Source organism: Ornithinicoccus sp. (assembly GCF_057176825.1).
Genome location: NZ_CM169976.1, coordinates 3,273,763 through 3,293,833, shown reverse-complemented (window position 1 = coordinate 3,293,833; position 20,071 = coordinate 3,273,763). Strand labels below are relative to the sequence as shown.

At 71.8% G+C, this 20,071-nt stretch carries 15 protein-coding genes and 1 pseudogene; 7 read left to right on the top strand and 9 right to left on the bottom strand.

From position 1 onward, the window contains the following. Nucleotides 1–36: 36 nt before the first annotated feature. Nucleotides 37–741: an endonuclease NucS gene (gene nucS, locus AC1QRC_RS16455; protein ID WP_484204339.1), complete on the bottom strand. Its 705-nt coding sequence runs from the start codon at nt 739–741 to the stop codon at nt 37–39. A gap of 52 nt (nt 742–793) precedes the next feature. On the opposite strand from nucS, the gene AC1QRC_RS16450 reads away from it, so the two are divergent. After that, nucleotides 794–2,464, top strand: coding sequence for a 3-hydroxyacyl-CoA dehydrogenase family protein (locus AC1QRC_RS16450; protein ID WP_484204338.1), 1,671 nt, complete (start codon nt 794–796; stop codon nt 2,462–2,464). Further along, complete coding sequence (locus AC1QRC_RS16445; protein ID WP_484204337.1) at nt 2,464–2,781, top strand: hypothetical protein; 318 nt, start codon at nt 2,464–2,466, stop codon at nt 2,779–2,781. Before AC1QRC_RS16450 ends, AC1QRC_RS16445 begins: the two co-directional genes overlap by 1 nt. 25 nt (nt 2,782–2,806) lie before the next feature. Here the strand turns inward: AC1QRC_RS16445 and AC1QRC_RS16440 are convergent, their stop codons facing one another. The 5 genes from AC1QRC_RS16440 to mce all read right to left on the bottom strand — a co-directional run bounded on the left by AC1QRC_RS16440 (nt 2,807) and on the right by mce (nt 9,218). After that, a complete protein-coding gene (locus AC1QRC_RS16440; RefSeq protein WP_484204336.1) occupies nt 2,807–3,913 on the bottom strand; it encodes a zinc-binding dehydrogenase in 1,107 nt (368 codons plus the stop codon). Between the two features lie 85 nt (nt 3,914–3,998). Beyond that, nucleotides 3,999–5,783 (bottom strand): purine-cytosine permease family protein, encoded by a 1,785-nt coding sequence (locus tag AC1QRC_RS16435; protein ID WP_484204335.1) that lies wholly within the window; start codon nt 5,781–5,783, stop codon nt 3,999–4,001. Nucleotides 5,784–5,810: 27 nt separating this feature from the next. Beyond that, nucleotides 5,811–7,190, bottom strand: coding sequence for an ABC transporter substrate-binding protein (locus tag AC1QRC_RS16430; RefSeq protein ID WP_484204334.1), 1,380 nt, complete (start codon nt 7,188–7,190; stop codon nt 5,811–5,813). A 200-nt stretch (nt 7,191–7,390) separates the two neighbouring features. Beyond that, nucleotides 7,391–8,779: an AI-2E family transporter gene (locus AC1QRC_RS16425; RefSeq protein WP_484204333.1), complete on the bottom strand. Its 1,389-nt coding sequence runs from the start codon at nt 8,777–8,779 to the stop codon at nt 7,391–7,393. Next, entirely contained in the window at nt 8,769–9,218 is a 450-nt protein-coding gene (gene mce, locus AC1QRC_RS16420) for a methylmalonyl-CoA epimerase (RefSeq protein WP_484204332.1), read from the bottom strand. The genes AC1QRC_RS16425 and mce overlap by 11 nt, the downstream gene beginning before the upstream one ends. 129 nt (nt 9,219–9,347) lie before the next feature. Between mce and AC1QRC_RS16415 the strand changes: the two genes are divergently transcribed. From AC1QRC_RS16415 to AC1QRC_RS16405, 3 genes are read left to right on the top strand one after another with little or no spacing between them, the layout of a single operon-like run. After that, nucleotides 9,348–10,601 carry an acetyl-CoA C-acetyltransferase gene (locus AC1QRC_RS16415; RefSeq protein ID WP_484204331.1) on the top strand — a complete coding sequence of 418 codons (1,254 nt, stop codon included), beginning with the start codon at nt 9,348–9,350 and terminating at the stop codon, nt 10,599–10,601. Between the two features lie 3 nt (nt 10,602–10,604). Further along, complete coding sequence (locus AC1QRC_RS16410; protein ID WP_484204330.1) at nt 10,605–10,919, top strand: thiamine-binding protein; 315 nt, start codon at nt 10,605–10,607, stop codon at nt 10,917–10,919. After that, nucleotides 10,912–11,445: an N-acetyltransferase family protein gene (locus AC1QRC_RS16405; RefSeq protein WP_484204329.1), complete on the top strand. Its 534-nt coding sequence runs from the start codon at nt 10,912–10,914 to the stop codon at nt 11,443–11,445. Before AC1QRC_RS16410 ends, AC1QRC_RS16405 begins: the two co-directional genes overlap by 8 nt. Nucleotides 11,446–11,553: 108 nt before the next feature. Here the strand turns inward: AC1QRC_RS16405 and AC1QRC_RS16400 are convergent, their stop codons facing one another. Then, the gene (locus AC1QRC_RS16400; protein WP_484204328.1) at nt 11,554–12,762 is read right to left on the bottom strand and encodes an NAD(P)-dependent malic enzyme; all 1,209 of its coding nucleotides are present in this window, start codon (nt 12,760–12,762) and stop codon (nt 11,554–11,556) included. A gap of 213 nt (nt 12,763–12,975) precedes the next feature. On the opposite strand from AC1QRC_RS16400, the gene AC1QRC_RS16395 reads away from it, so the two are divergent. Both AC1QRC_RS16395 and AC1QRC_RS16390 read left to right on the top strand, forming a co-directional pair. After that, nucleotides 12,976–14,136, top strand: coding sequence for a hypothetical protein (locus AC1QRC_RS16395; RefSeq protein WP_484204326.1), 1,161 nt, complete (start codon nt 12,976–12,978; stop codon nt 14,134–14,136). A 52-nt stretch (nt 14,137–14,188) separates the two neighbouring features. After that, complete coding sequence (locus AC1QRC_RS16390) at nt 14,189–15,211, top strand: tetratricopeptide repeat protein (RefSeq protein WP_484204325.1); 1,023 nt, start codon at nt 14,189–14,191, stop codon at nt 15,209–15,211. 209 nt (nt 15,212–15,420) lie between these two features. On the opposite strand, the gene AC1QRC_RS16385 is transcribed toward AC1QRC_RS16390, so the two are convergent. Next, on the bottom strand, nt 15,421–16,227 hold the full coding sequence (locus AC1QRC_RS16385; RefSeq protein WP_484204324.1) for a hypothetical protein: 807 nt from the start codon (nt 16,225–16,227) through the stop codon (nt 15,421–15,423). 904 nt (nt 16,228–17,131) lie between these two features. Further along, a pseudogene (gene glgB, locus AC1QRC_RS16380) lies at nt 17,132–19,401 on the bottom strand (1,4-alpha-glucan branching protein GlgB). Nucleotides 19,402–20,071: the final 670 nt, after the last annotated feature.

Here is a 20,071-nt window from a genome sequence, read left to right as displayed (position 1 = left end):
GGGGATTGTGCCAGCACCGGGGCGGGTCAGCGGGCCCTAGAACAGGCGCGACTCCGCGTCGTCCATCCCGCGCAACGCCTCGTAGTCCAGGGTCACGCAGCGGATGCCGCGGTCGGTCGCCAGGGTGCGGGCCTGCGGCCGGATCACCTGGGCGGCGAAGACGCCCTGGACCTGGCCCTTGACGGTCAGCGCGGGGTCCCGGTTGAGCAGCTCCAGATAGCGGGTGAGCTGCTCGACGCCGTCGATGTCCCCGCGGCGCTTGATCTCCACCGCCACCGTGGCACCGTCGGCGTCGCGGCACAGGATGTCGACCGGGCCGATCGCGGTGGGGAACTCCCGGCGCAGCAACGAGTAGCCCTCGCCCAACGTGGTGATGTGCTCGGCCAGCAGCGCCTGCAGCTGGGACTCCACCCCGTCCTTCACCAGCCCCGGGTCCACGCCGAGCGCGTGCGCGGTGTCGCTGTGCACGGCATACAGGCGGATCCGCAGGGTGTCCTCCCGCTTGGCGTGCCGGACCAGCCAGACCGCGGCCACCCCCTCCTGCGCCTCGGCCTCGTCCGGCTCCAGCTCGGTCATCGAGCACGGCGGCGCCATCCAGTTCAGCGGCTTGTAGGAGCCGCCGTCGGAGTGCACCAGGACCGAGCCGTCGGCCTTGACCATGAGCAGTCGGGTCGCCAGCGGCAGGTGCGCCTGCAGGGCACCCTCGTAGTCGACGCTGCAGTCGGCAATCACCACTCGCACGCCGGCCACCCTAACCCGCGGCGGGATCCCGGCCGGTGAGAGGATGTGACCCATGGGTAAGCAGATCCGGACCGTCGGAGTGATCGGCCTGGGCACCATGGGTGCCGGCATCGTGGAGGTCTTCGCCCGAGGGGGCCTGACCGTGATCGGCGTGGAGAGCTCGCAGGAGTTCGCCGAGCGGGGCCGGGACATCCTGACCCGCTCCATGGACCGTGCCGTGTCCCGCGGCAAGCTGGACGAGGCGGGACGCCAGGAGATCCTGGACCGGATCACCGTCACCACCGAGATGGATGACCTCGCCCCGGCCGACCTGGTCGTTGAGGCGGTGCCCGAGGTGCTGGAGCTCAAGCACGAGGTGTTCGGCGCGCTCGACGGCATCGTGGCCGAGGACGCCGTGCTGGCGAGCAACACCTCGAGCCTGTCGATCACCGCGATCGCCGCGCCGACCGCCCACCCCGAGCGGGTGGTCGGGGTGCACTTCTTCAACCCGGCCCCGGTGATGCAGCTGGTCGAGGTCATCCACACGCTGCGCACCGACGAGGCCGTCACCGGGGCGGTCCGTGACCTGGTCGCGGGGCTGGGCAAGCGGCCGGTCGTGGTGGGGGACCGGGCCGGGTTCGTGGCCAACTACCTGCTATTCGGCTACCTCAACACGGCGCTGACGATGGTCGAGCACGGGCACGTCAGCCGGGAGGACCTGGACACCGCGATGCGGGTCGGCGCCGGGCTGCCGATGGGGCCGTTGACCCTGATGGACCTGGTCGGCCTGGACGTCTGCCACCACATCGGCGAGGTGATCTACGGCCACAGCCGCAGCCCGCTGCACGCGCCCAGCTCGATGCTGGAGCGGATGGTCGTCTCCGGGCGGCTGGGCCGCAAGAGCGGGCGCGGCTTCTACAGCTACGAGGGGCCGGGCGGCCGCGACCTGGCGGCCGACGAGCTGACCCCGGGGCCGGACGCCGAGAGCGCGGCCATCAGGAGCGTGGCCGTGGTCGGGGACGGGGCCGTCGCCGCCGAGCTGGTGGCCCGCTTCGAGAGCGAGGGGTATGCCGTCACGCACCTGAGCGACCCGGCGGGGGACCTGTCGGGGGTGGCCGATGTCGACCTGGTGGTCGAGGCCCAGGACGAGGGTGAGGCGACCACCGAGGAGGAGCTCACCGGGCGGGACGTGGACGACCTGTTCGCCGAGCTGGGCGAGGTGGCCCGCGACGGCGCCGTCCTGGCCACGGTGAACACCTACTCGTCCGTGGCCCTCGCGGCGCTCAGCGGGCGCCCGGCCGAGACGGTGGTGCTGCGGGTGCACGCGCCCACCGGCAACGGCCAGGTGGTCGAGGTCGGCACCAGCCACGCCACGTCGCCTGAGACGGTGGCCGCGCTGCGCGGGTTCGTCCGGGGGATCGGTGCGGAGCCGGTCGTCAGCAGGGACCGCACCGGCCTGGTGGTCGACGCACTGCTGATGACCCACCTCAACGACGCCGTCCGGATGCTCGACGAGGGCTACGCCTCGGTCGAGGACATCGACACGGCGATCCAGTACGGCCTGGGCTACCCCATGGGGCCGTTCGCGATGATCGACCACATCGGTGCCGACGAGGTGCTCGCCGGCACCGAGGAGCTCTACTCCGGCACCGGCGGCTTCGCGCCCCACCTGGCGCCCTCGCCGTTGCTGGTCGAGCACGTGCTGCTGGACCGCCCCTTCACCGGGGCCGGCACCGAGGACTGATGCCCCGCTCCAACCGGCCCCGCGGCCGGCGCGGGGCGCGCCGGCCCGCCCGCCCCGCCGGGCCCCGGCCGCTCCAGCTGTCTGCCACCCAGGAGGTGGAGTTCGCCGGCCAGCTGTGGACGGTGCGACAGGTGCGGGGCAACAACTCCGGGCGCCGCTTCCGCTGCCCGGGCTGCCAGCAGGAGTTGTCGGCTGCGCTGGCCCACACCGTGGTCTGGCCCAGCGAGGCGATGCAGGGGTTGGAGAACCGGCGGCACTGGCACACCACGTGCTGGAACGCCCGCGGCTCCCGCCCGCCGGGAGGGTCCTGGGCCTGAGGCACGGGCCCGGGGGGCGCCACGCTCAGGGGCGGGAGACCTCGATGACGGCGCGGCCGACGACCTCGCCGGCGGCCAGCTTCTGATAGGCCAGGGGAGCCTCGTCCAGGGAGAACCGGTCGGTGATCATGCCGGCCAGGTCGAGTCGGCCGGAGGCGGCCAGGTCCAGCACCAATGGCATGTCGCTGCGGGCGCGGGCGCCGAACGAGCCGAGGATCTGGATCTTGCGCCGCACCACATGGGTGATGTCGAACTCGGCCTTCACCCCGACCGGGGCGATCCCGACCAGCACCACCCGGCCGCCGTCGTCGGCCACCCGGATGGCGGTGTCCACCGTGCCGGGGCGGCCCAGCGCCTCGAACGCGGCGTCGACGCCCCGCCCGCCGGTGACGGCCCGCACCTGCTCCACGTGGTCCTCCGCGCGCCCGTCGATGGTGTGGGTCGCGCCGAGCCGGCGGGCCAGCTCCAGCTTCTCCGGCACCACGTCGACCACGATGATCAGGCTGGCGCCGAACGCCTTGGCCACCTGCACGATGTTGAGCCCCACGCCGCCGGCGGCGACCACGGCGACGCTCTCGCCGACCTGGACGCGGCCCACGTTGCGCACCGCCCCGACGCTGGTGAAGACGCTGCACCCGAGCACGGCGGCGTCGACCAGGTCCAGCCCCTCCGGGGCCGGGTAGACCGCCGTGGCCGGCACCACCGCGTGCTCGGCCAGCCCGGCCATGGAGTACATCGCCAGCGGTGAGCCGTCCGGCCGGGACAGTCGGCTCGTCCCGTCGTAGAGGGTGCCGCGCAGCCGGTTCTGGGAGAAGAAGACCTCGCAGATGTCCTCCCGTCCGCGCACGCAGTGCCGGCAGGTGCCGCACGGCATGATGAACGATCCGACGACCCGGTCTCCCGGAGCCAGGCCGACGACGCCGTCGCCGACCTCCTCCACGAACCCGGAGATCTCGTGGCCCAGCACGCACGGCGTGGGGAAGGCCACCTCGTCCTTCATCACGTGCAGGTCGGTGTGGCAGACCCCGCACGCCACGACCCGCACGAGGACCTCGCCCGCCTGGGGCGGGGCGATCGCCACCTCCTCCACGGTGAGCGGGGACCCGGGCTGCTGGAGAACAGTGGCGCGCATGCACCCAACCTAGGACACGGCATACGGGGCGGTCTCGGGCACCCACGACCGGGTGCAGGGACTGGTCCGTGCCGGGCGGCCCGGTTCAGCCCAGCCGGGGTGCGGTGGTGTCCTTCGGTGGGGCCGGGCGTTCGGCCTTGGCGCGGGCGGTCAGCCGCTTGGTCCGCTGCAGGCCCCAGTAGGCGAAGACGAAGTAGACGATCGTGGTCCACAGGGCGACGGTGTAGAACGTCTCCCGGTTCACGTAGTAGGTGTAGAGGTCCGGGCTGTCGAACAGGGTGCGCCAGGCGGCGGCGAGGCAGACCAGCAGCGCGACGATGTAGACCACCTTGATCCCTCGGCCCAGCGGCGTCGTGTCCTTGATCGTCTCCACGCCCTCCTCGCGTCCCCGCTCCTCGTGGAACTGCGCGACCTGCTCCTGGAACTCCTGCTCCTCGGCCTCGCCCTCCGGGTAGGCCTGGTCGGCCCCGAACCGTTTGGCCAGCCAGGTGTAGGCCAGGATCGAGATCAGCCAGGTCGGCAGGAAGATGTAGAAGTAGGGCATGAAGTCGAGCAGGATCATCCCCACGGCGGCCAGCAGGGAGATGGCCCAACTCAGCAGGGCGGGCACGTTGTGCTGGTCGCCCTTGTACTTGTACCAGAAGCGGGTCAGGCCGATCCGGGGGAACAGGTGGTGCTCGGCGAAGACGATGCCGCCGACCGGCACCAGGATGACGCCGGCGTAGGTGAGCAGCGGGAGCAGGTTGATGTAGATGAACGGGAAGCAGCTGGCGACGACCACCCCGAGCCCGGTCACCAGCGTCACCTTGACCCGGGAGAACTGCGGGAAGACCGCCTGGGCCGCTAATCCTGCGCGGTAGAGGTTGGAGTTGGCGGTCGTCCAGCCCGCGACGATCACCGTGGCGAAGCCGGCGATGCCGAGGGCATACCAGGCGACGTCCCCGGGGTCCAGCATCACGATGCTGGTCTGGGTGATGGCCGCGGTGGCGGCGCCCATGAGACCGGCGGAGATCCACGCCACGTAGTGTCCGAACATCATGCCGGTGCTGGTGGCCAGACCGGCGTTGGAGCTCTTGGCATAGCGCAGCAAGGCCATGTCGATCAGCCCGAAGTGGGCGAAGGTGTTGGCGGCCCAGGCGAAGCCGGCGACCTCGAGCATGCCGATCCCCGGCTGGCCCTCGGCGTTGATCCCGGTGAAGACCGTGGCGCTGGCCACGTCGACGAAGTCGGAGAAGCCGTTGAGCGTGGTGTAGCCGGTGATCGACTCGGTGACCGCCGGGAGGAGGACCATGCCGCCGACGGTGAACATCACCATCAGCCACGGCCCGCAGATGCCGGCGAACTCCGCCAGGGCGTTGAAGCCGAACACGGCCACCAGGACCGCGACCGCGCTGAACAGGACCGCGATGATGACGAAGCCGATGTGGTTGGGGTAAGGGTCCACCTGGGCTGGGATGCCGAAGATGCGCCGCACCGCGGTGGCCGACACGGTGATCATCGCCGCGGCGATGACGGCGAAGATGATCGCGTTGGCCCCGTTGTAGATGCGCGACATCGAGTCGCCGGCGATCTTCTGCAGGTAGGTGTAGAGGCTCAACCGCGCCTGGCGGGCGATCGGTGTCGTGATCAGCCAGAAACTCAGGATCGCGAGCGTGTTGCCGATGAGGAGCCCGACCAGGATGTCCCAGATCCCTGCCCCCAGCGCGACGAAGGTGGCGCCGAACACGAACTCTGTCGCGGCGACGTGCTCGGCAGCGTAGAGCCCCGCGAAGTGTCCGCTGGACTTCAGCCGGTGATCAGGGACCGGGAGTTGCTCCGGGTCCATGGCAGCCAGCTCAGCCTGCCTCTCCTCGGTGGTGGGGCTCCCCATCGTTCCTCCTGGGTCCTCGCCTGTCGGCTATTCCTCGATGAAGCGGGTGCGCTCGATGACCTGCTCGGTGACCCACTGGGAGTCCTCGAGGGCCTCGGCCACGGTGATGTCGCCGGCCAGCGCCGCCGAGAAGCGGTATCCGACCGCCGTCCCGATGCCCTGGAACTCCGGAATCGCCACGTACTGGATCCCGGTGTAGGGGACCTCCTCGGCCGTGGGCTGCTGCGGGTCCGCGGCCCCGATCGACTCCAGGGTCAGGTCGGCGAACGGCGCGGCCTGGAGATAGTCCGGGTTCTCATACAGCGAGGTCCGGGTGCCCGGCGGGGCGTGCAGCCAGCCGTACTCCTCGGCCACCAGCTCGGTGTACTCCGTGGACGTGGCCCAGGTGACGAAGGCCACCGCCTCGTCCCGGCGCTCCGAGCTCTCCGGGACGGCCAGCGACCAGGCCCACAGCCAGTGGGCGCGCTGCTCCAACCCCGCGTCGGGGGCCAGCGCGAAGCCGACGTCCTCGGAGACCTGGGAGGACTCCGGGTCGCTGACGTAGGAGGCCGCCGCCGTGGCATCGACCCAGATGGCGCACTCGCCGTTGCTGAACAGCTCCAGGTTCTCCAGGTAGCCGTGGTCGGCCGAGCCCGGTGGTGCGTGCTCGCCCAGGGCGACGTAGTCGGTGAGCGCGGCCTGCCAGGGCTCGGTGTCGAACTGCGGGGCCCACTCGGGGTCGAACCACCGGGCACCGTAGGAGTTGGCCATGGCGGTGATGAAGGCGATGTTCTCGCCCCAGCCGGGCTTGCCCCGCAGGCAGATGCCATATGTCTGGCCCTCCTGCTCGGCCAGGGTCGCCGCGGCCTCCTTGATGAAGTCCCAGGTGGGGGGGTCCGGCATGTCCAGGCCAGCGTCCTCGAACAGGTCGGTGCGGTACATCGTCAGCGCCGACTCGCCGTAGAAGGGGAGTGCGTGCGGGGTGCCGCCGTGGGAGAGCGCCTCCCGGACCGGTGGCAGCAGATCGTCGACATCGTAGTCCTCGCCCAGGTCCTCCAGCGGCACCAGCCAGTCCCGATCCGCCCAGATCGACACCTCGTAGGCGCCCAGCATCACGACGTCGAACTGGCCCGCGTCGGTCGCGATGTCGGTCGTCACCCGCTGCCGCAGCTCGTTCTCCTCGAACGTCACCCACTCCAGGTCCACGCCCGGGTTGGCCTCGGTGAAGTGGTGGGCGAGCTCCTGCATCCGGGTGGCATCGGCGTTGCTCACGGTGGCGATGGTGAGCCGGTCACTGCCCCCCTGCGCACCGTCCCCGTCCGAGCCGCACGCTGCCGAGCCCAGGAGCACAGCCACCACCACGGCTCCCGTGCGACCGGTGCCTCGCCAACCCATCTCCGAGCCCTCCTCGCCTCGTCGGGTGCTCATATGTGCACATCCATGTGACATGTGAGCGGCAGGCCCGAGTCTGGCCCGTGGCGCGGGGACCTGTCAATGGTCGTCCGGTCAACCCCACCCCAATTTTTGTGATGACTTTGCCCGGCACGGGGCGGACTTCGTAGCGGATCTGTTCGCGCAGAATCGCTACGAAAAGACGTGCTGGGACGACAATCTCGCTACGAAAATGGTCAGAGTTTGGACTGGCGGGGGACGACGACCTCTTCGTAGATGAGGAGCAGTCCCGCGGCAACGGGGATCGCCAGGAGGGCGCCGAGCACGCCCAGCAGGGTGCCGCCGGCGAGCACGGCGACGACGGTGACCGCCCCCGGCACCGAGACCGTGCGGTGCATGATGCGCGGGACGATCACGTAGTTCTCGACCTGCTGGTAGATGACGTAGTACGCGATGACGATGAGCGCCAGCGTGGGGTCCTGGAACAGCGCGACCGCCGCCACGATCGCGGCGCCGAGGGTGGCGCCGACCAGCGGGATCAGGCCCAGGATGCCGACCATCGCGGCCAGCACCACGGCATACGGGATGTTGAGGATCTCCATCATGATCCAGGAGCAGGTGCCGTTCACCGTGGCGACGAGGATCTGCCCCAGGGCATAGCCACCGACCCGGCGCATGATCTCCTCCGCCAGGTAGATCACCCGGGGGCGGCGGCTGGCCGGGACCATCCGGTAGGCCGCGTCCTTCACCGCCGGCAGCGCGGCCATGAAGTACAGCGTCAGGATCAGGGTGGACAGGATGCCGACCACCCCGATGGCCACCCACCCGGCGGCGCCCAGCACACCGCCGAACACCGTGGTGACGAACTCGCTGTCGGTCAGCCGCCGCTCCAGTTCCTCGCTGAACCGGGAGGTGATGTCGAAGCGCTGGTCCAGGTCGTTGAACCACTGGGTGTGCTCGAGGTCGTCGATGTAGGTGGGGGCCCGCTCGAAGAACGTCCCGGTCTCGCTCACGATCGGCGGGATCACCAGGAAGCCCAGCAGTGCGACGCCGCCGAGCAACCCCACGAACACCACGAACACTCCGCCGGACCGCGGGAGGCCGCGCCGCGAGAGCGCCTCCACCAGGGGGTTGAGGGCGACGGTGAGGAAGAAGGCGACGACCACGAAGGTGATCACCGAGCTCAGCCTCGCGAGGTTGGTCGCCAGGAGGTATGCCGTGAAGACGCCGAGCGCGGCCACGAACCCGAAGTAGAAGGGGGACCGGATGCTGATGCCGGTCGGGGACCGCTCCTCGGTCCCTCCGGTGGTCGGCTGCTCGGCCGGGGCGGCCGCAGCTGGCTGGGCGGCGCGGGGGGTCTGGGCGGCCTCCACCTGCTCGCGGCGCAACTGGTTGCTCTCGGCGAGCAGGTCCAACTGGCGCTCGCGGTAGTTCTGCCAGCGGCGCAGCACGTTCGGCCCGCGGCTCCGCCCGGACGCGCCGTCGGCCGTGCCGGTCCTGCCCCCCCGTCCGGGGGGCGAGCCGTTCGGGGAGTCCCCGGTCGGGCCGGGGTCCGCGGTCACCGCCGTCCGGATCCGGTCCGAGAGCCGGAGCAGCCCGAGCGGGCCGCGGCGCTCACTGCCCACCGGGTTGCACCAACTCGACGAGGACGCCCCCGGTGTCCTTCGGGTGGACGAAGTTGATGCGGCTGCCCGCGGTGCCCCGGCGCGGCTCGTCATACAGCAGCCGCAGCCCGGCCGCGCGCAGTGCGTCGGCGACCTCCTCGACGTCGGCCACCCGGTAGGCCAGCTGTTGCAGCCCCGGGCCCGAGCGGTCCAGGAAGCGGGCGATCGCCGAGTCCGGTGAGGTCGGTGCGATGAGCTGGATCTGGGCCCCGCCGCCCTCGCCCCCCACGGCGAGCATCGCCTCGCGGACACCCTGGTCGTCGTTGGTCTCCTCGTGCACCACCTGCAGCCCCAGCACGTCCCGGTGGAAGGCGATCGCGGCGTCCAGGTCCGGCACGGCGATGCCGACGTGGTCCACGGACAGCAACAGGGGGGACACGGTGGGGGGCAGCGCGGACATGGCCCGAGCCTACCCACCGGCCCCGCCGGCAGGGGGAGGGCGGGCGGGAGGCGGGTCGGCTGCGGGACTAGAGTTGAGCGGCGGGGCCACCCCGCCCTGCACACCCCACCGTCGCTGTTGGAGGACACCATGACCGACACCGCCACCGCCGCGAGCCAGCCCGGCGGGTCCGCCGAGGGCCGGGCCACCTCCGTGATCGTCGCGGGCGCCCGGACGCCGATGGGTCGGATGTCCGGCTCGCTCAAGGGCTTCAGCGGCACCGACCTGGGGGGCCTGGCCATCAAGGGCGCCCTGGAGAAGGCCGGCGTCTCCGGCGACCAGGTGGAGTACGTCATCATGGGGCAGGTCCTCACCGCGGGTGCCGGCCAGATCCCGGCCCGGCAGGCGGCCGTCAAGGGCGGCATCCCGATGGACGTGCCGGCGCTGACCATCAACAAGGTGTGCCTGTCGGGGCTCAACGCGATCGCGCTCGCCGACCAGCTGATCCGCGCCGGGGAGTTCGACATCGTGGTGGCCGGGGGCCAGGAGTCGATGACCAACGCGCCGCACCTGCTGCCGCAGAGCCGCGGCGGGTTCAAGTACGGCGACGTGACGCTGCGCGACCACATGGCCTACGACGGCCTGTGGGACGTCTTCACCGACCAGGGGATGGGCGACCTCACCGAGGCCGCGAACGAGGGGGATCGCGAGTTCAGCCGCGAGGAGCAGGACGCCTTCTCCGCCCGCAGCCACCAGCTGGCAGCCCAGGCGTGGGAGGAAGGCCGGTTTGACGACGAGGTCGTCACCGTGTCCATCCCGCAGCGCAAGGGTGACCCGGTCGAGTTCCGGACCGATGAGGGCATCCGGGCCGACACCACGGTCGAGACCCTGGCCACGCTGCGTCCGGCCTTCCGCAAGGACGGCACCGTCACCGCGGGGTCGGCCTCCCAGATCTCCGACGGCGCCGCCGCGGTCGTGGTGATGAGCAGGGCCAAGGCCCAGGAGCTCGGGCTGGAGTGGATCGCCGAGATCGGCGCCCAGGGGGTCGTCGCCGGCCCGGACTCCACGCTGCAGAGCCAGCCGGCCCGCGCCATCGCCCTCGCCTGCAAGAAGGAAGGCATCGAGCCCACCGACCTGGACCTGGTCGAGATCAACGAGGCGTTCGCCGCGGTGGGTCTGGCCTCCACCAGGGAGCTGGGGATCGACCCGGAGCGGGTCAACGTCAACGGTGGTGCCATCGCCCTGGGCCACCCGATCGGTATGTCGGGTGCTCGGCTCGCTCTGCACCTCGCCCTGGAGCTGAAGCGGCGGGGCGGCGGCGTGGGCGCCGCGGCGCTGTGTGGCGGCGGTGGCCAGGGGGACGCGCTGATCGTCCGGGTCCCGACTCAGGCAAGCGAGGGCTGAGCGGTGCTGTTCGCCTTCTCTATCGCCCCGTCGGGCGCCGCCGACGAGGACGGCTCGGTGAGCGCGGCGGTCGCCGACGCGGTCCGCGTCGTGCGGGAGTCCGGCCTGCCCCACGAGACCACCTCGATGTTTACGACCATCGAGGGCGAGTGGGACGAGTGCATGGCCGTGGTCAAGGCCGCGTGCGACGCCGTCGCGGCGCACTCCTCCCGGGTGGGCCTGGTCCTCAAGGCGGACCTGCGCCCCGGCTACACCGGACAGTTGCAGGCCAAGGTGGACCGCGTCGAGGCACACCTGCGCGACGGGACCGATGCCTGAGGCCTATCGACTCCGGCTCCCGCGGCGCGAGGACGTCGCGGCACTGGGGGAGATCCACCACCGGATCTGGCGGGAGACCTACGCCGGGTTGATGGCACCGGAGGTGCTGGAGGCCCTGGCGCCCGAGGGGTTCGCGCGGCAGTGGGACCGGTGGGTCGACGGGGCGGAGCAGCCCGGCGCCGATGCCCGTAGTGGTCGGCTCGCCACCGGGCAGCAGGTGCTGATCGCGTCCCACCGGGAGGACCCCGTGGGCTTCATCTGCCTCGGGCCGCCCCGCGACGACACGCCCCCGGTTGACTGGCAGTTGTGGGCGCTCAACGTGCTGCCCGAGCACCAGGGCACCGGTCTCGCCGACCAACTGATGGCCGCCACCCTCGGCGACCGTTCGGCATACCTCTGGGTGGCCAAGGGCAACGAGCGCGCGATCGCCTTCTACCACCGGCACGGGTTCGCCGGCGACGGCACCGAGTCGACCGACCAGCACGACGGGATCACCGAGCTGCGGATGGTGCGGACGGCGACATAGTCGCGGCCGTGGGCGGGAGACCCACCCACGGCCGCGACGGACGACCGGACCGACCGAGCACCCGGACCGGTCGTCGCCCTCCGCTCGGGAGGGCAGCTCGGGCGCTGCTCAGCTGGGCAGCGCTGCCCCCTGGACGGCGGCCGCCACGGCGGGGGCCACGCGCGCGTCCAGCGGGCTGGGCAGGATCGTCGTGGGGCTGAGGTGCTCGGCGGCCAGGCCGCTGATCGCATCGACCGCCGCCATCTTCATCTCCTCGGTGATCCGTGGGGCACCGGCGTCCAGCGCGCCCTTGAAGATCCCGGGGAAGGCCAGCACGTTGTTGACCTGGTTGGGGTAGTCGCTGCGCCCGGTCGCGTAGACGCTGGCGTAGCGCGCCGCGAGCTGCGGGGAGACCTCCGGCGTCGGGTTGGACAGGCCGAACAGGATCGGGTCCGGGGCCATGGCGGCGATGTGTTCCTCGGCCACGGTGGTGCAGGAGAGGCCGAGCAACACGTCCGCCCCGCGCAGGGCCGTGTCGACGCCGCCGGTCAGCCGGCGCGGGTTGGTGAGCGCGGCGAGCTCGGTCTTGGCCTCGTTGAGGTCGCTGCGGCCGGACTCGATGATGCCGCGGGAGTCCACCACCGTGATGTCCTCCACCCCGGCGGCCAGGAGCAGCTTGGCGCAGGCGGTGCCGGAGGCGCCGGCCCCGATCACCGCGACCCGCAGGTCCTGCAGGTCCCGGCCGACCACGGCGGCGGCGCCGCGTAGCCCGGCGAGCGTGACCACCGCGGTCCCGTGCTGGTCGTCGTGCATCACGGGGCAGTCCAGCGCCTCGTCCAGCGCCTTCTCCAACTCGAAGCAGAGCGGGGCGCTGACGTCCTCCAAGTTGATCGCGCCGAAGCTGTGCCGGAGCCGGACCAGTGTCTCCACCGTCTCGGCCACGCTCATCCGGGGCAGCACCAACGGGATCGAGTCCAGACCGGCGAAGGTCTTGAACAGGGCGGCCTTGCCCTCCATCACCGGCATCGCCGCGGCGGGGCCGATGTTGCCCAGACCTAGCACCGCGGTGCCGTCGCTGACCACGGCCACGAGGCGACCGGCCCAGGTGTAGGTGCTCGCGAGCTCGTGGCGCTCGGCAATCGTGCTGCTCACCTCGGCCACGCCGGGGGAGTAGGCGATGGACAGGGCGCGCCGCGTGGTCAGCTCCACGCTGGAGTGCACCCGCAGCTTGCCCCCGAGGTGGAAGTCGAGGATCTCCTCGCGGTCCGGTGACGGCACGTCCGGGGCCGCCGCGGTCCGGGTGTGCTGCTGGACCGGGGGCGGAGTGGTCAAGGTCATGCTGGCCTCCTGATGGCTGGCAAGAACGGCTGTGCTGCACGAGTCTGCTGCCCGCGGGTGCGGTGGGAGGACGGATTGTGGAGAAAGATTCGATGTTCTTGACGTCTGGGGAACAGTTCCGGGGGTGGAGCGGGTGGAGAGCCCGCCGCGCGCGCAGTTATCCCGCGCTGTCAGATTTCGCAATACACAGCCCCCTGTGTTTACCATTTCGTTATGAAGCTTTCCCATTCCTTGCTCGCGGCTGCCCTGACGTCGACCCTGGTGCTCTCGGCCTGCACCGGTGACGACGACGCCGACAGCACCGCGACCGGCTCCACCGGCGACAGCGCCAGCGCCACCGGCGGGGCCGCGGACGACGGCGCCGAGGCCACCGGTGACGCCGCGGGTGCGACCGGTGATGCCGCGGGTGCGACCGGTGACGCCGCGGGTGCCACCGACGATGCCGCGGGGGCGACCTCGGGCGCCGACGAGTCCGCCGAGGACGAGGGTCCCGCGGGCACGCTCAGCATCGAGGAGGCCGACACCTGGGCCGAGCAGTTGCTGACCGAGGGCATGGAGTCCACCCAGCTCGACGGCCAGGAGGCGGTCGACTCCCGGGAGCTGGCCTTCGCCGGCGCGGAGCTGGAGGCACAGATGGCGGCCGGACGGCTCGAGCCCGTCGAGGGCAAGCCGGCGGAGTGGGATGCCGAGGAGTCGCCCGTCGACTTCAGCGTCCTGGCGATCAGCCGGTCCGGGGCCCGCGGGCCCGGTCTGGTGCTGGTCCAGTCCGTTCCCGAGGAGGGCACCCCGGTGCTGTCCCTGATCGCCCGGCAGAGCGATCCCTCGGAGTTCCGGATCGTCTGGCAGGCCTCCATGTTGCCCGGCACCTCGCTCGGCGAGTTCGACCGGCGCAGCGCCGGCTCGCCGACCTCCCTGCGGGACGACGACGAGGGGCTGACCGCCTCGCCAGCCGAGGTGCTCGAGGAGTTGGCTGCCTACCTGTCCTTCCCGTCCGAGGGCGAGGAGACGGAGATCAGGACCAACGGATACGCGCCCGCCGTGCGGCAGGAGGCCCAGGCGCAGGCCAACGACGTGTCGGTGCAGGCCGAGTTCACCCAGTCCCACGAGCTGAGCGACCAGCAGCTCTTCACGCTGCGGTTGGCCGACGGGTCCGGACTGTCCCTCGGGGTGCTGGACCGGGAGTCGGTGTTCGACGTCTACAGCGGCATGGAGCTCACCCCGCCCGACACCTGGTGGTACTTCACCCGGGACCGGGCTGTCACCGACGAGGCCCGGCTCAACACCTCGGTCTTCGTCGCGGTGCACATCCCCGAGGACGGCGATCCCGAGGTCATCGCGGCCCGCGAGCAGATCGTCGGTGGCGAGGGCGACTGACGCCCTTGCGCCCCGTTTCGGAGTCGACCCCGTCGTCGGCGACAATGGAGCCATGACGCAGCAACCCTTCAGCAGCGCAGCCCTGCGTGGCGCGGTCGACCTGTCCGCGCTCCGCCGTCCCGCCCCGGGAGGTGCGCCGCCCTCCGGCGGCCCGGCCGGCCCCACCGGGACCAGCGCGGCCGGGGGTGGCACGCCGCCGGACGGCGCCACCGACGGGGTCGTGGTCCGCGCCACCGACCAGACCTTCAACGAGGTCGTCACCGACACTCTCAAGGTGCCGGCCGTCCTGGTGCTCTGGGCCGAGCAGCTGCCGGAGTCCGGGCAGTATGTCGACACCCTCGCCGCGCTCGCCCGGAGCTTCGAGGGACGCTTCCGGGTCGTCTCCGTGGAGATGAACGCCAACCCCGGCGTGGTGCAGGCGCTCGCCCCGGTGCTGCAGCAGGCCTTCGGGCAGCTGAGCCAGTTGCCGGCCGTCATCGGCCTGCTCTCGGGTCAGCCGGCCCCGTTCTTCCTCGGCCCGCAGCCCGAGGACCAGGTGCGCCCGCTGCTGGAGCAGTTCCTGCAGGCGGCTGTGACCAACGGAGTCACCGGTCGGGTGGACCTGGCGACCGAGACCGGCGAAGCGGGCCAGGACGGCGCCGAGACTCCGGCCGAGGACGAGCTGCCGCCCCTGCACCAGGAGGCCTACGACGCGATCGACCGCGGCGACCTTGATGCGGCGGTCACGGCATACGAGCAGGCCCTGACGGAGAACCCGCAGGACGAGGAGGCCCGTCTCGGCCTGGGGCAGGTCCAGTTGTTGCGCCGCACCCAGGACCTCGACGTCGAAGCCACCCGCAAGGCCGCCGCCGACAACCCCAAGGACGTGGCCGCCCAGATCGCCGCGGCCGACCTCGACTTGGTCGGTGGCCACGTCGAGGACGCCTTCCTGCGGCTGGTCGACGCTGTGCGGGCCACCGCCGGGGACGACCGCAACGCCGCGCGTGAGCACCTGCTCTCGCTCTTCGAGGTAGTCGGCGCCCAGGACCCGCGGGTGGCCAAGGCCCGCCAGTCCCTGATGAGCGCCCTCTACTGACCCACCCCCACCTCCACCCTCACCGCCTCCCCCTCCCGACCGGACGCCTCGTCTGGCGGTCTGACAGGTCACCGAACGCGTCATCTGGCGGTCTGAGAGGTCACCGAACGGGTGGACTGGCGTTTGCCATGTGCGGGGACCGCCACACCACCCGTCCGGTGCGGTGTGGGACCGCCACACCACCCGTCCGGTCGCGATAAGGAGGGGGGCTAGCTGGTGAGGGCGGCGTCCACGAGCTGCTGGGCCTCGGCCTGCACCTGCGCCAGGTGCTCGGGGCCGCGGAAGGACTCGGCGTAGATCTTGTAGACGTCCTCGGTGCCGGAGGGGCGGGCGGCGAACCAGGCGTTCTCGGTGGTCACCTTGAGCCCGCCGATCGCCGCGCCGTTGCCGGGCGCCTCGGTGAGCGTGGCGGTGATCGGCTCGCCGGCGAGCTCGGTGGCGCGTGACGTCCTCGGGGCTGAGCGGCCTTGAGCTTCGCCTTCTGCTGCCCGGTCGGCGGGGGCGTCGATGCGGGCGTACGCGGCGGTCGCCGTGCTCGGCCGACCAGCTCGGCGTACCGCTGCGACGGGGATCTTGCCGGTGACCGCCAGGATCTCGCTGGCCAGCAGCGCCAGGATGATCCCGTCCTTGTCGGTGGTCCACACCCGAGCCGTCGCGGCGCAGGAACGAGGCGCCCGGCGCGACTCCTCGCCGCCGAAGCCGACCGACGCCGTCGAGCAGCCCCGGCACGAACCACTTGAACCCGACCGGGCACCTCCACCAGCGTGCGCGCCCAGCGCGGCGACGACCCGGTCGATCAGCGACGAGCGACACCAGCGTCTTGCCGACGCCGGCGCCGCGCGGGCCAGTCCGGGCCGGTGCGCGAACAGGTACTCGATCGCCACGGCGAGGTAGTGGTTGGGGTTCATCAGGCCGCCGTCGGGGGTGACGATGCCGTGCCGGTCGGAGTCCGCGTCGTTGCCGGTGGCGATGTCGTAGGCGTCGCCGCCCTGCATCGTCCCGATCAGCGAGGCCATCGCGTTCGGGCGAGGAGCAGTCCATCCGGATCTTGCCGTCCCAGTCCAGCGTCATGAACCGACCAGCGTCGGGTCGACCTCGCGGGTTGACCACGGTCAGGTCCAGCCCGTGGCGTCTCGGCGATCGCGCCCCAGTAGTCGACCGCGGCGCCGCCGAGCGGGTCCGCGCCGATCCGCACGCCCGGCCTCGCGGATCGCGTCCAGGTCGACCACGCTCGGGCAGGTCCGTCGACGTAGGTCGCGCAGGTAGTCGTATGCCGTGCGCGTGCTGCCGCGCGCGCGGGTCGAACGGGATGCGGCGCACGCCGTCGCAGACCGGCCCGCAGCAGCTCGTTGGCCCGGTCGGCGATCCAGCCGGTCGCGTCGGTGTCGGCCGGTCCGCCGTGCGGCGGGTTGTACTTGAACCCGCCGTCCCGGGGCGGGTTGTGGCGACGGGGTGACCACGATGCCGTCGGCGGAGCCGGGCCCGGATGCGTACGCGGCCCGGTCGCCGTTGTGCCTGCAGGATCGCGTGGGAGACCGCCGGGGTGGGGGTGTAGCCGTCGCGCGCTGTCGACCAGCACGGTCGACGTCGTTGGCGGCGAGCACCTCCAGAGCGCTGGCCGCAGGCCGGGCGCGGACAGCGCGTGGGTGTCGCGGCCGATGAACAGCGGGCCGTCGGTGCCCTGTGCCGCGCGGTACTCGCACGATCGCCTGCGGTGGTCGCCAGCGATGTGCTGCCTCGTTGAACGCCGCGTCCAGCGAGCTGACCCGCGGTGGCCCGGAGGTGCCGAACGCGACCTGCTGGTCCGACGTTGCTCCGGATCGGGCTGCGGTGCGTAGTACGCGCGTCGACGACGTGCGGCGACGTCGATGAGGTCCTCGTCCCGGGCGGTCGTCCCGGCGCGGTCGTGACGGGCCATGGTCAGTCCTCCTGCTGCTCGGTGGTGCCGGTTTGCTCGGTGGTGCTGTTCTCCTCGGCGTCGTCCCCCGCCCGGGCCTCGTCGGCGGATCCCGCGTCGGGATCGGGCACCAGCCACAGCACGCCCAGCGGCGGCACGCTCAGCTCGGCCGACCACGGTTGACCCTGGTGCGGCACGTCCTGCGCCTCCACCTGGCCCATGTTGCCGACGCCGCTGCCGCCGTAGTCGTGGGCGTCGGTGTTGACCAGCTCCCGCCAGGTCCCACCGGCGGGCAGGCCCACCCGGACGTGGGACCGCGGGTGCCCGCCGAAGTTGGCCACGGCGACCAGCAACGGGCGCTGCCCGTCCTCATCCGGCCTGCCGTAGCGGACGAAGGCGAAGGTGTTGCCCCGGGCGTCGTCGGCCTCCAACCACTGGAACCCCGAGGGGTGGTCGTCGACCTCCCACAGCGCCGGGGTGTCCCGGTAGGACCGGTTCAGGTCGCGGACCAGGTGCTGCACGCCGACGTGCGCCGGCTGGTCCAGCAGCCACCAGTCCAGGCTGCGGCCGTCGGCCCACTCCGACTCCTGGGCGAACTCCTGACCCATGAAGAGCAGCTGCTTGCCGGGGTGGGCCCACATGAACGCCAGGTAGGCCCGCAGGTTGGCCAGCTGCTGCCACCGGTCGCCGGCCATCTTGCGCAGCAGCGACCCCTTGCCGTGCACCACCTCGTCGTGGCTGATCGGCAGCACGAACCGCTCGCTGAAGGCGTACATCAGCGAGAAGGTCAGCTGGTGGTGGTGGTACTGCCGGTGGATCGGGTTGCGCGCCGACGTAGTCCAGCGAGTCGTGCATCCACCCCATGTTCCACTTGAACCCGAAGCCCAGCCCGCCCTGGTCGGTCGGCCGGGTCACCCCGGGCCAGGAGGTCGACTCCTCGGCGACCGTGACGATCCCGGGAGTGCGCTTGTATGCCGTGGCGTTGGTCTCCTGGAGCAGGCCCACCGCCTCGAGGTTCTCCCGTCCACCGAAGCGGTTGGGCACCCACTGGCCCTCGTCGCGGGAGTAGTCCAGGTAGAGCATGGAGGCGACCCCGTCGACCCGCAGCCCGTCGGCGTGGAACTCCTCGAGCCAGAACAGCGCGTTGGCGACCAGGAAGTTGCGCACCTGGGGCCGACCGAAGTCGAAGATGTAGGAGCCCCACTCGGGGTGCCAGCCCTTGCGCGGGTCCGGGTGCTCGTAGATCGGGGTGCCGTCGAACCGGGCCAGGGCCCACGGGTCGGTCGCGAAGTGGCCCGGGACCCAGTCCAGGATGACGCCGATGCCGGCCTGGTGCAGCCGGTCGATCAGCAGCTTCAGCTCATCGGGGGAGCCCAGGCGGGAGTCGGCCGCGTAGTAGCCGGTGACGTGGTAGCCCCAGGACGGGCCGTAGGGGTGCTGCATCACAGGCATGAACTCCACGTGCGTGAAGCCCATCTCGGAGACGTAGGACGACCAATTGGTCGGCCAGCTCCCGGTAGGACAGCCCGCGGCGCCAGGACGCCAGGTGCACCTCGTAGACGCTCATCGGCCCGGCGTGCTGGTCGCGCTCGGCCCGCCGCTGCAGCCACTCGTGGTCGCCCCACTCGTGGTGACTGCGGGTGACGATCGAGGCCGAGGACGGTGGCACCTCCGCGGCCTGCGCCATCGGATCGGCCTTCAGGCGCCGGTGGCCGTCCGGTCCGGTGATGTCGAACTTGTAGCGGGTGCCCTCGCCGACCCCGGGAACGAAGAGTTCCCAGACGCCGGTGCTGCCCAGGATGCGCATCGGGTGCGCGGAGTTGTCCCACTGGTTGAAGTCGCCGACGACGTGCACCCCACGGGCGTGCGGCGCCCACACCGCGAACGAAGTGCCCCACACCTGGCCCAGCGGCCCCTCGTAGACCTGGACGTGCGCCCCGAGGACCTCCCAGAGCTGCTCGTGCCGCCCCTCGGAGAACAGGTGCCGGTCCATCTCCCCGAGGGTGGGCAGGAATCGGTAGGGGTCGTCCTGACGGTGCGTCACCCCGTCGCCCCACTCCACCTCGAACCGGTAGTCGCTGACCTCCTGCTGGTCGAGCACTGCCACCCAGATGCCGTGCGTCTCGTGCTGCATCGCCACCCGCTGCTCGCCCGGGAGCACCACGCTCACCGATGAGGCGAGCGGGCGCAGGGCACGCACGGTGACGCCGCCGTCGTGCGGGTGCGCGCCGAGCACCGAGTGCGGGTCGTTGTGCAGGCTGCGGACCAGCCGCTCGACGTCCTCGCCGCTCAGCGGGCGGGCGCCGGGTCGCTGCGGCGCCTCGGCAGCAGCGTCCGCGTCCTCGCTCGTCGTGGTCGTCTCGGCCGTGTCGCCAGCGGTGTCGTCCGCGCTGGCTTCCCCCTCGGTGGGCTCCTCGACCACCCCCGCCTCCGGGACCTCGGAGGTGACGTATGCCGTGGTGCCGGTGGGCGCGGCAGCCGAGGAGGAGGGGGCCTCCTCGGCTGCCGCTGCTTCGGGGGCCTCGCCGGAGCGGCGGCGCAGCAGGGCCTCGACGCCGGACACCGGGATGGCCAGCCAGGTGGGCCGGTTGCGGGCCTCGTAGACCACCTCGTAGAGGGCCTTGTCCATCTCCAGGGCATCCAGCAGGGGACCGGCGGGTCCGGCACCCGCCGGCTCCTCGGCATACCCCTGGCGGTAGCCCTCCAGGAACGCCTCGCGGCAGGCGGAGGCCCAGCCGGCGCGGTCCAGTCCCCGCTCCTGGGCCAGGGTGCCCGCCACGTAGTCGAAGGAGCGCAGCATCCCGGCGACGTCCCGCAGCGTCAGGTCCGGGGCCGAGCGCTCGGCCAGGGCCCGCAGCGGCTCGCCCTCGAAGTCGACCAGCACCCAGCCGCGGTCCGGCACGTCCAGCACCTGGCCCAGGTGGTAGTCGCCGTGCACCCGCTGCAGGCCCGGCCAGTCCGCC

Bases quoted from the DNA above. Each gene is read 5' to 3' on its own strand.
- AC1QRC_RS16390 (WP_484204325.1), top strand. From the start codon at position 14,189: ATGACGCAGCAACCCTTCAGCAGCGCAGCCCTGCGTGGCGCGGTCGAC.
- AC1QRC_RS16430 (WP_484204334.1), bottom strand. From the start codon at position 7,190: ATGAGCACCCGACGAGGCGAGGAGGGCTCGGAGATGGGTTGGCGAGGC.
- AC1QRC_RS16400 (WP_484204328.1), bottom strand. From the start codon at position 12,762: ATGACCTTGACCACTCCGCCCCCGGTCCAGCAGCACACCCGGACCGCG.
- AC1QRC_RS16395 (WP_484204326.1), top strand. From the start codon at position 12,976: ATGAAGCTTTCCCATTCCTTGCTCGCGGCTGCCCTGACGTCGACCCTG.
- AC1QRC_RS16435 (WP_484204335.1), bottom strand. From the start codon at position 5,783: ATGGGGAGCCCCACCACCGAGGAGAGGCAGGCTGAGCTGGCTGCCATG.
- AC1QRC_RS16385 (WP_484204324.1), bottom strand. From the start codon at position 16,227: ATGGCCTCGCTGATCGGGACGATGCAGGGCGGCGACGCCTACGACATC.
- mce (WP_484204332.1), bottom strand. From the start codon at position 9,218: ATGTCCGCGCTGCCCCCCACCGTGTCCCCCCTGTTGCTGTCCGTGGAC.
- AC1QRC_RS16450 (WP_484204338.1), top strand. From the start codon at position 794: ATGGGTAAGCAGATCCGGACCGTCGGAGTGATCGGCCTGGGCACCATG.
- AC1QRC_RS16445 (WP_484204337.1), top strand. From the start codon at position 2,464: ATGCCCCGCTCCAACCGGCCCCGCGGCCGGCGCGGGGCGCGCCGGCCC.
- AC1QRC_RS16415 (WP_484204331.1), top strand. From the start codon at position 9,348: ATGACCGACACCGCCACCGCCGCGAGCCAGCCCGGCGGGTCCGCCGAG.
- AC1QRC_RS16405 (WP_484204329.1), top strand. From the start codon at position 10,912: ATGCCTGAGGCCTATCGACTCCGGCTCCCGCGGCGCGAGGACGTCGCG.
- AC1QRC_RS16440 (WP_484204336.1), bottom strand. From the start codon at position 3,913: ATGCGCGCCACTGTTCTCCAGCAGCCCGGGTCCCCGCTCACCGTGGAG.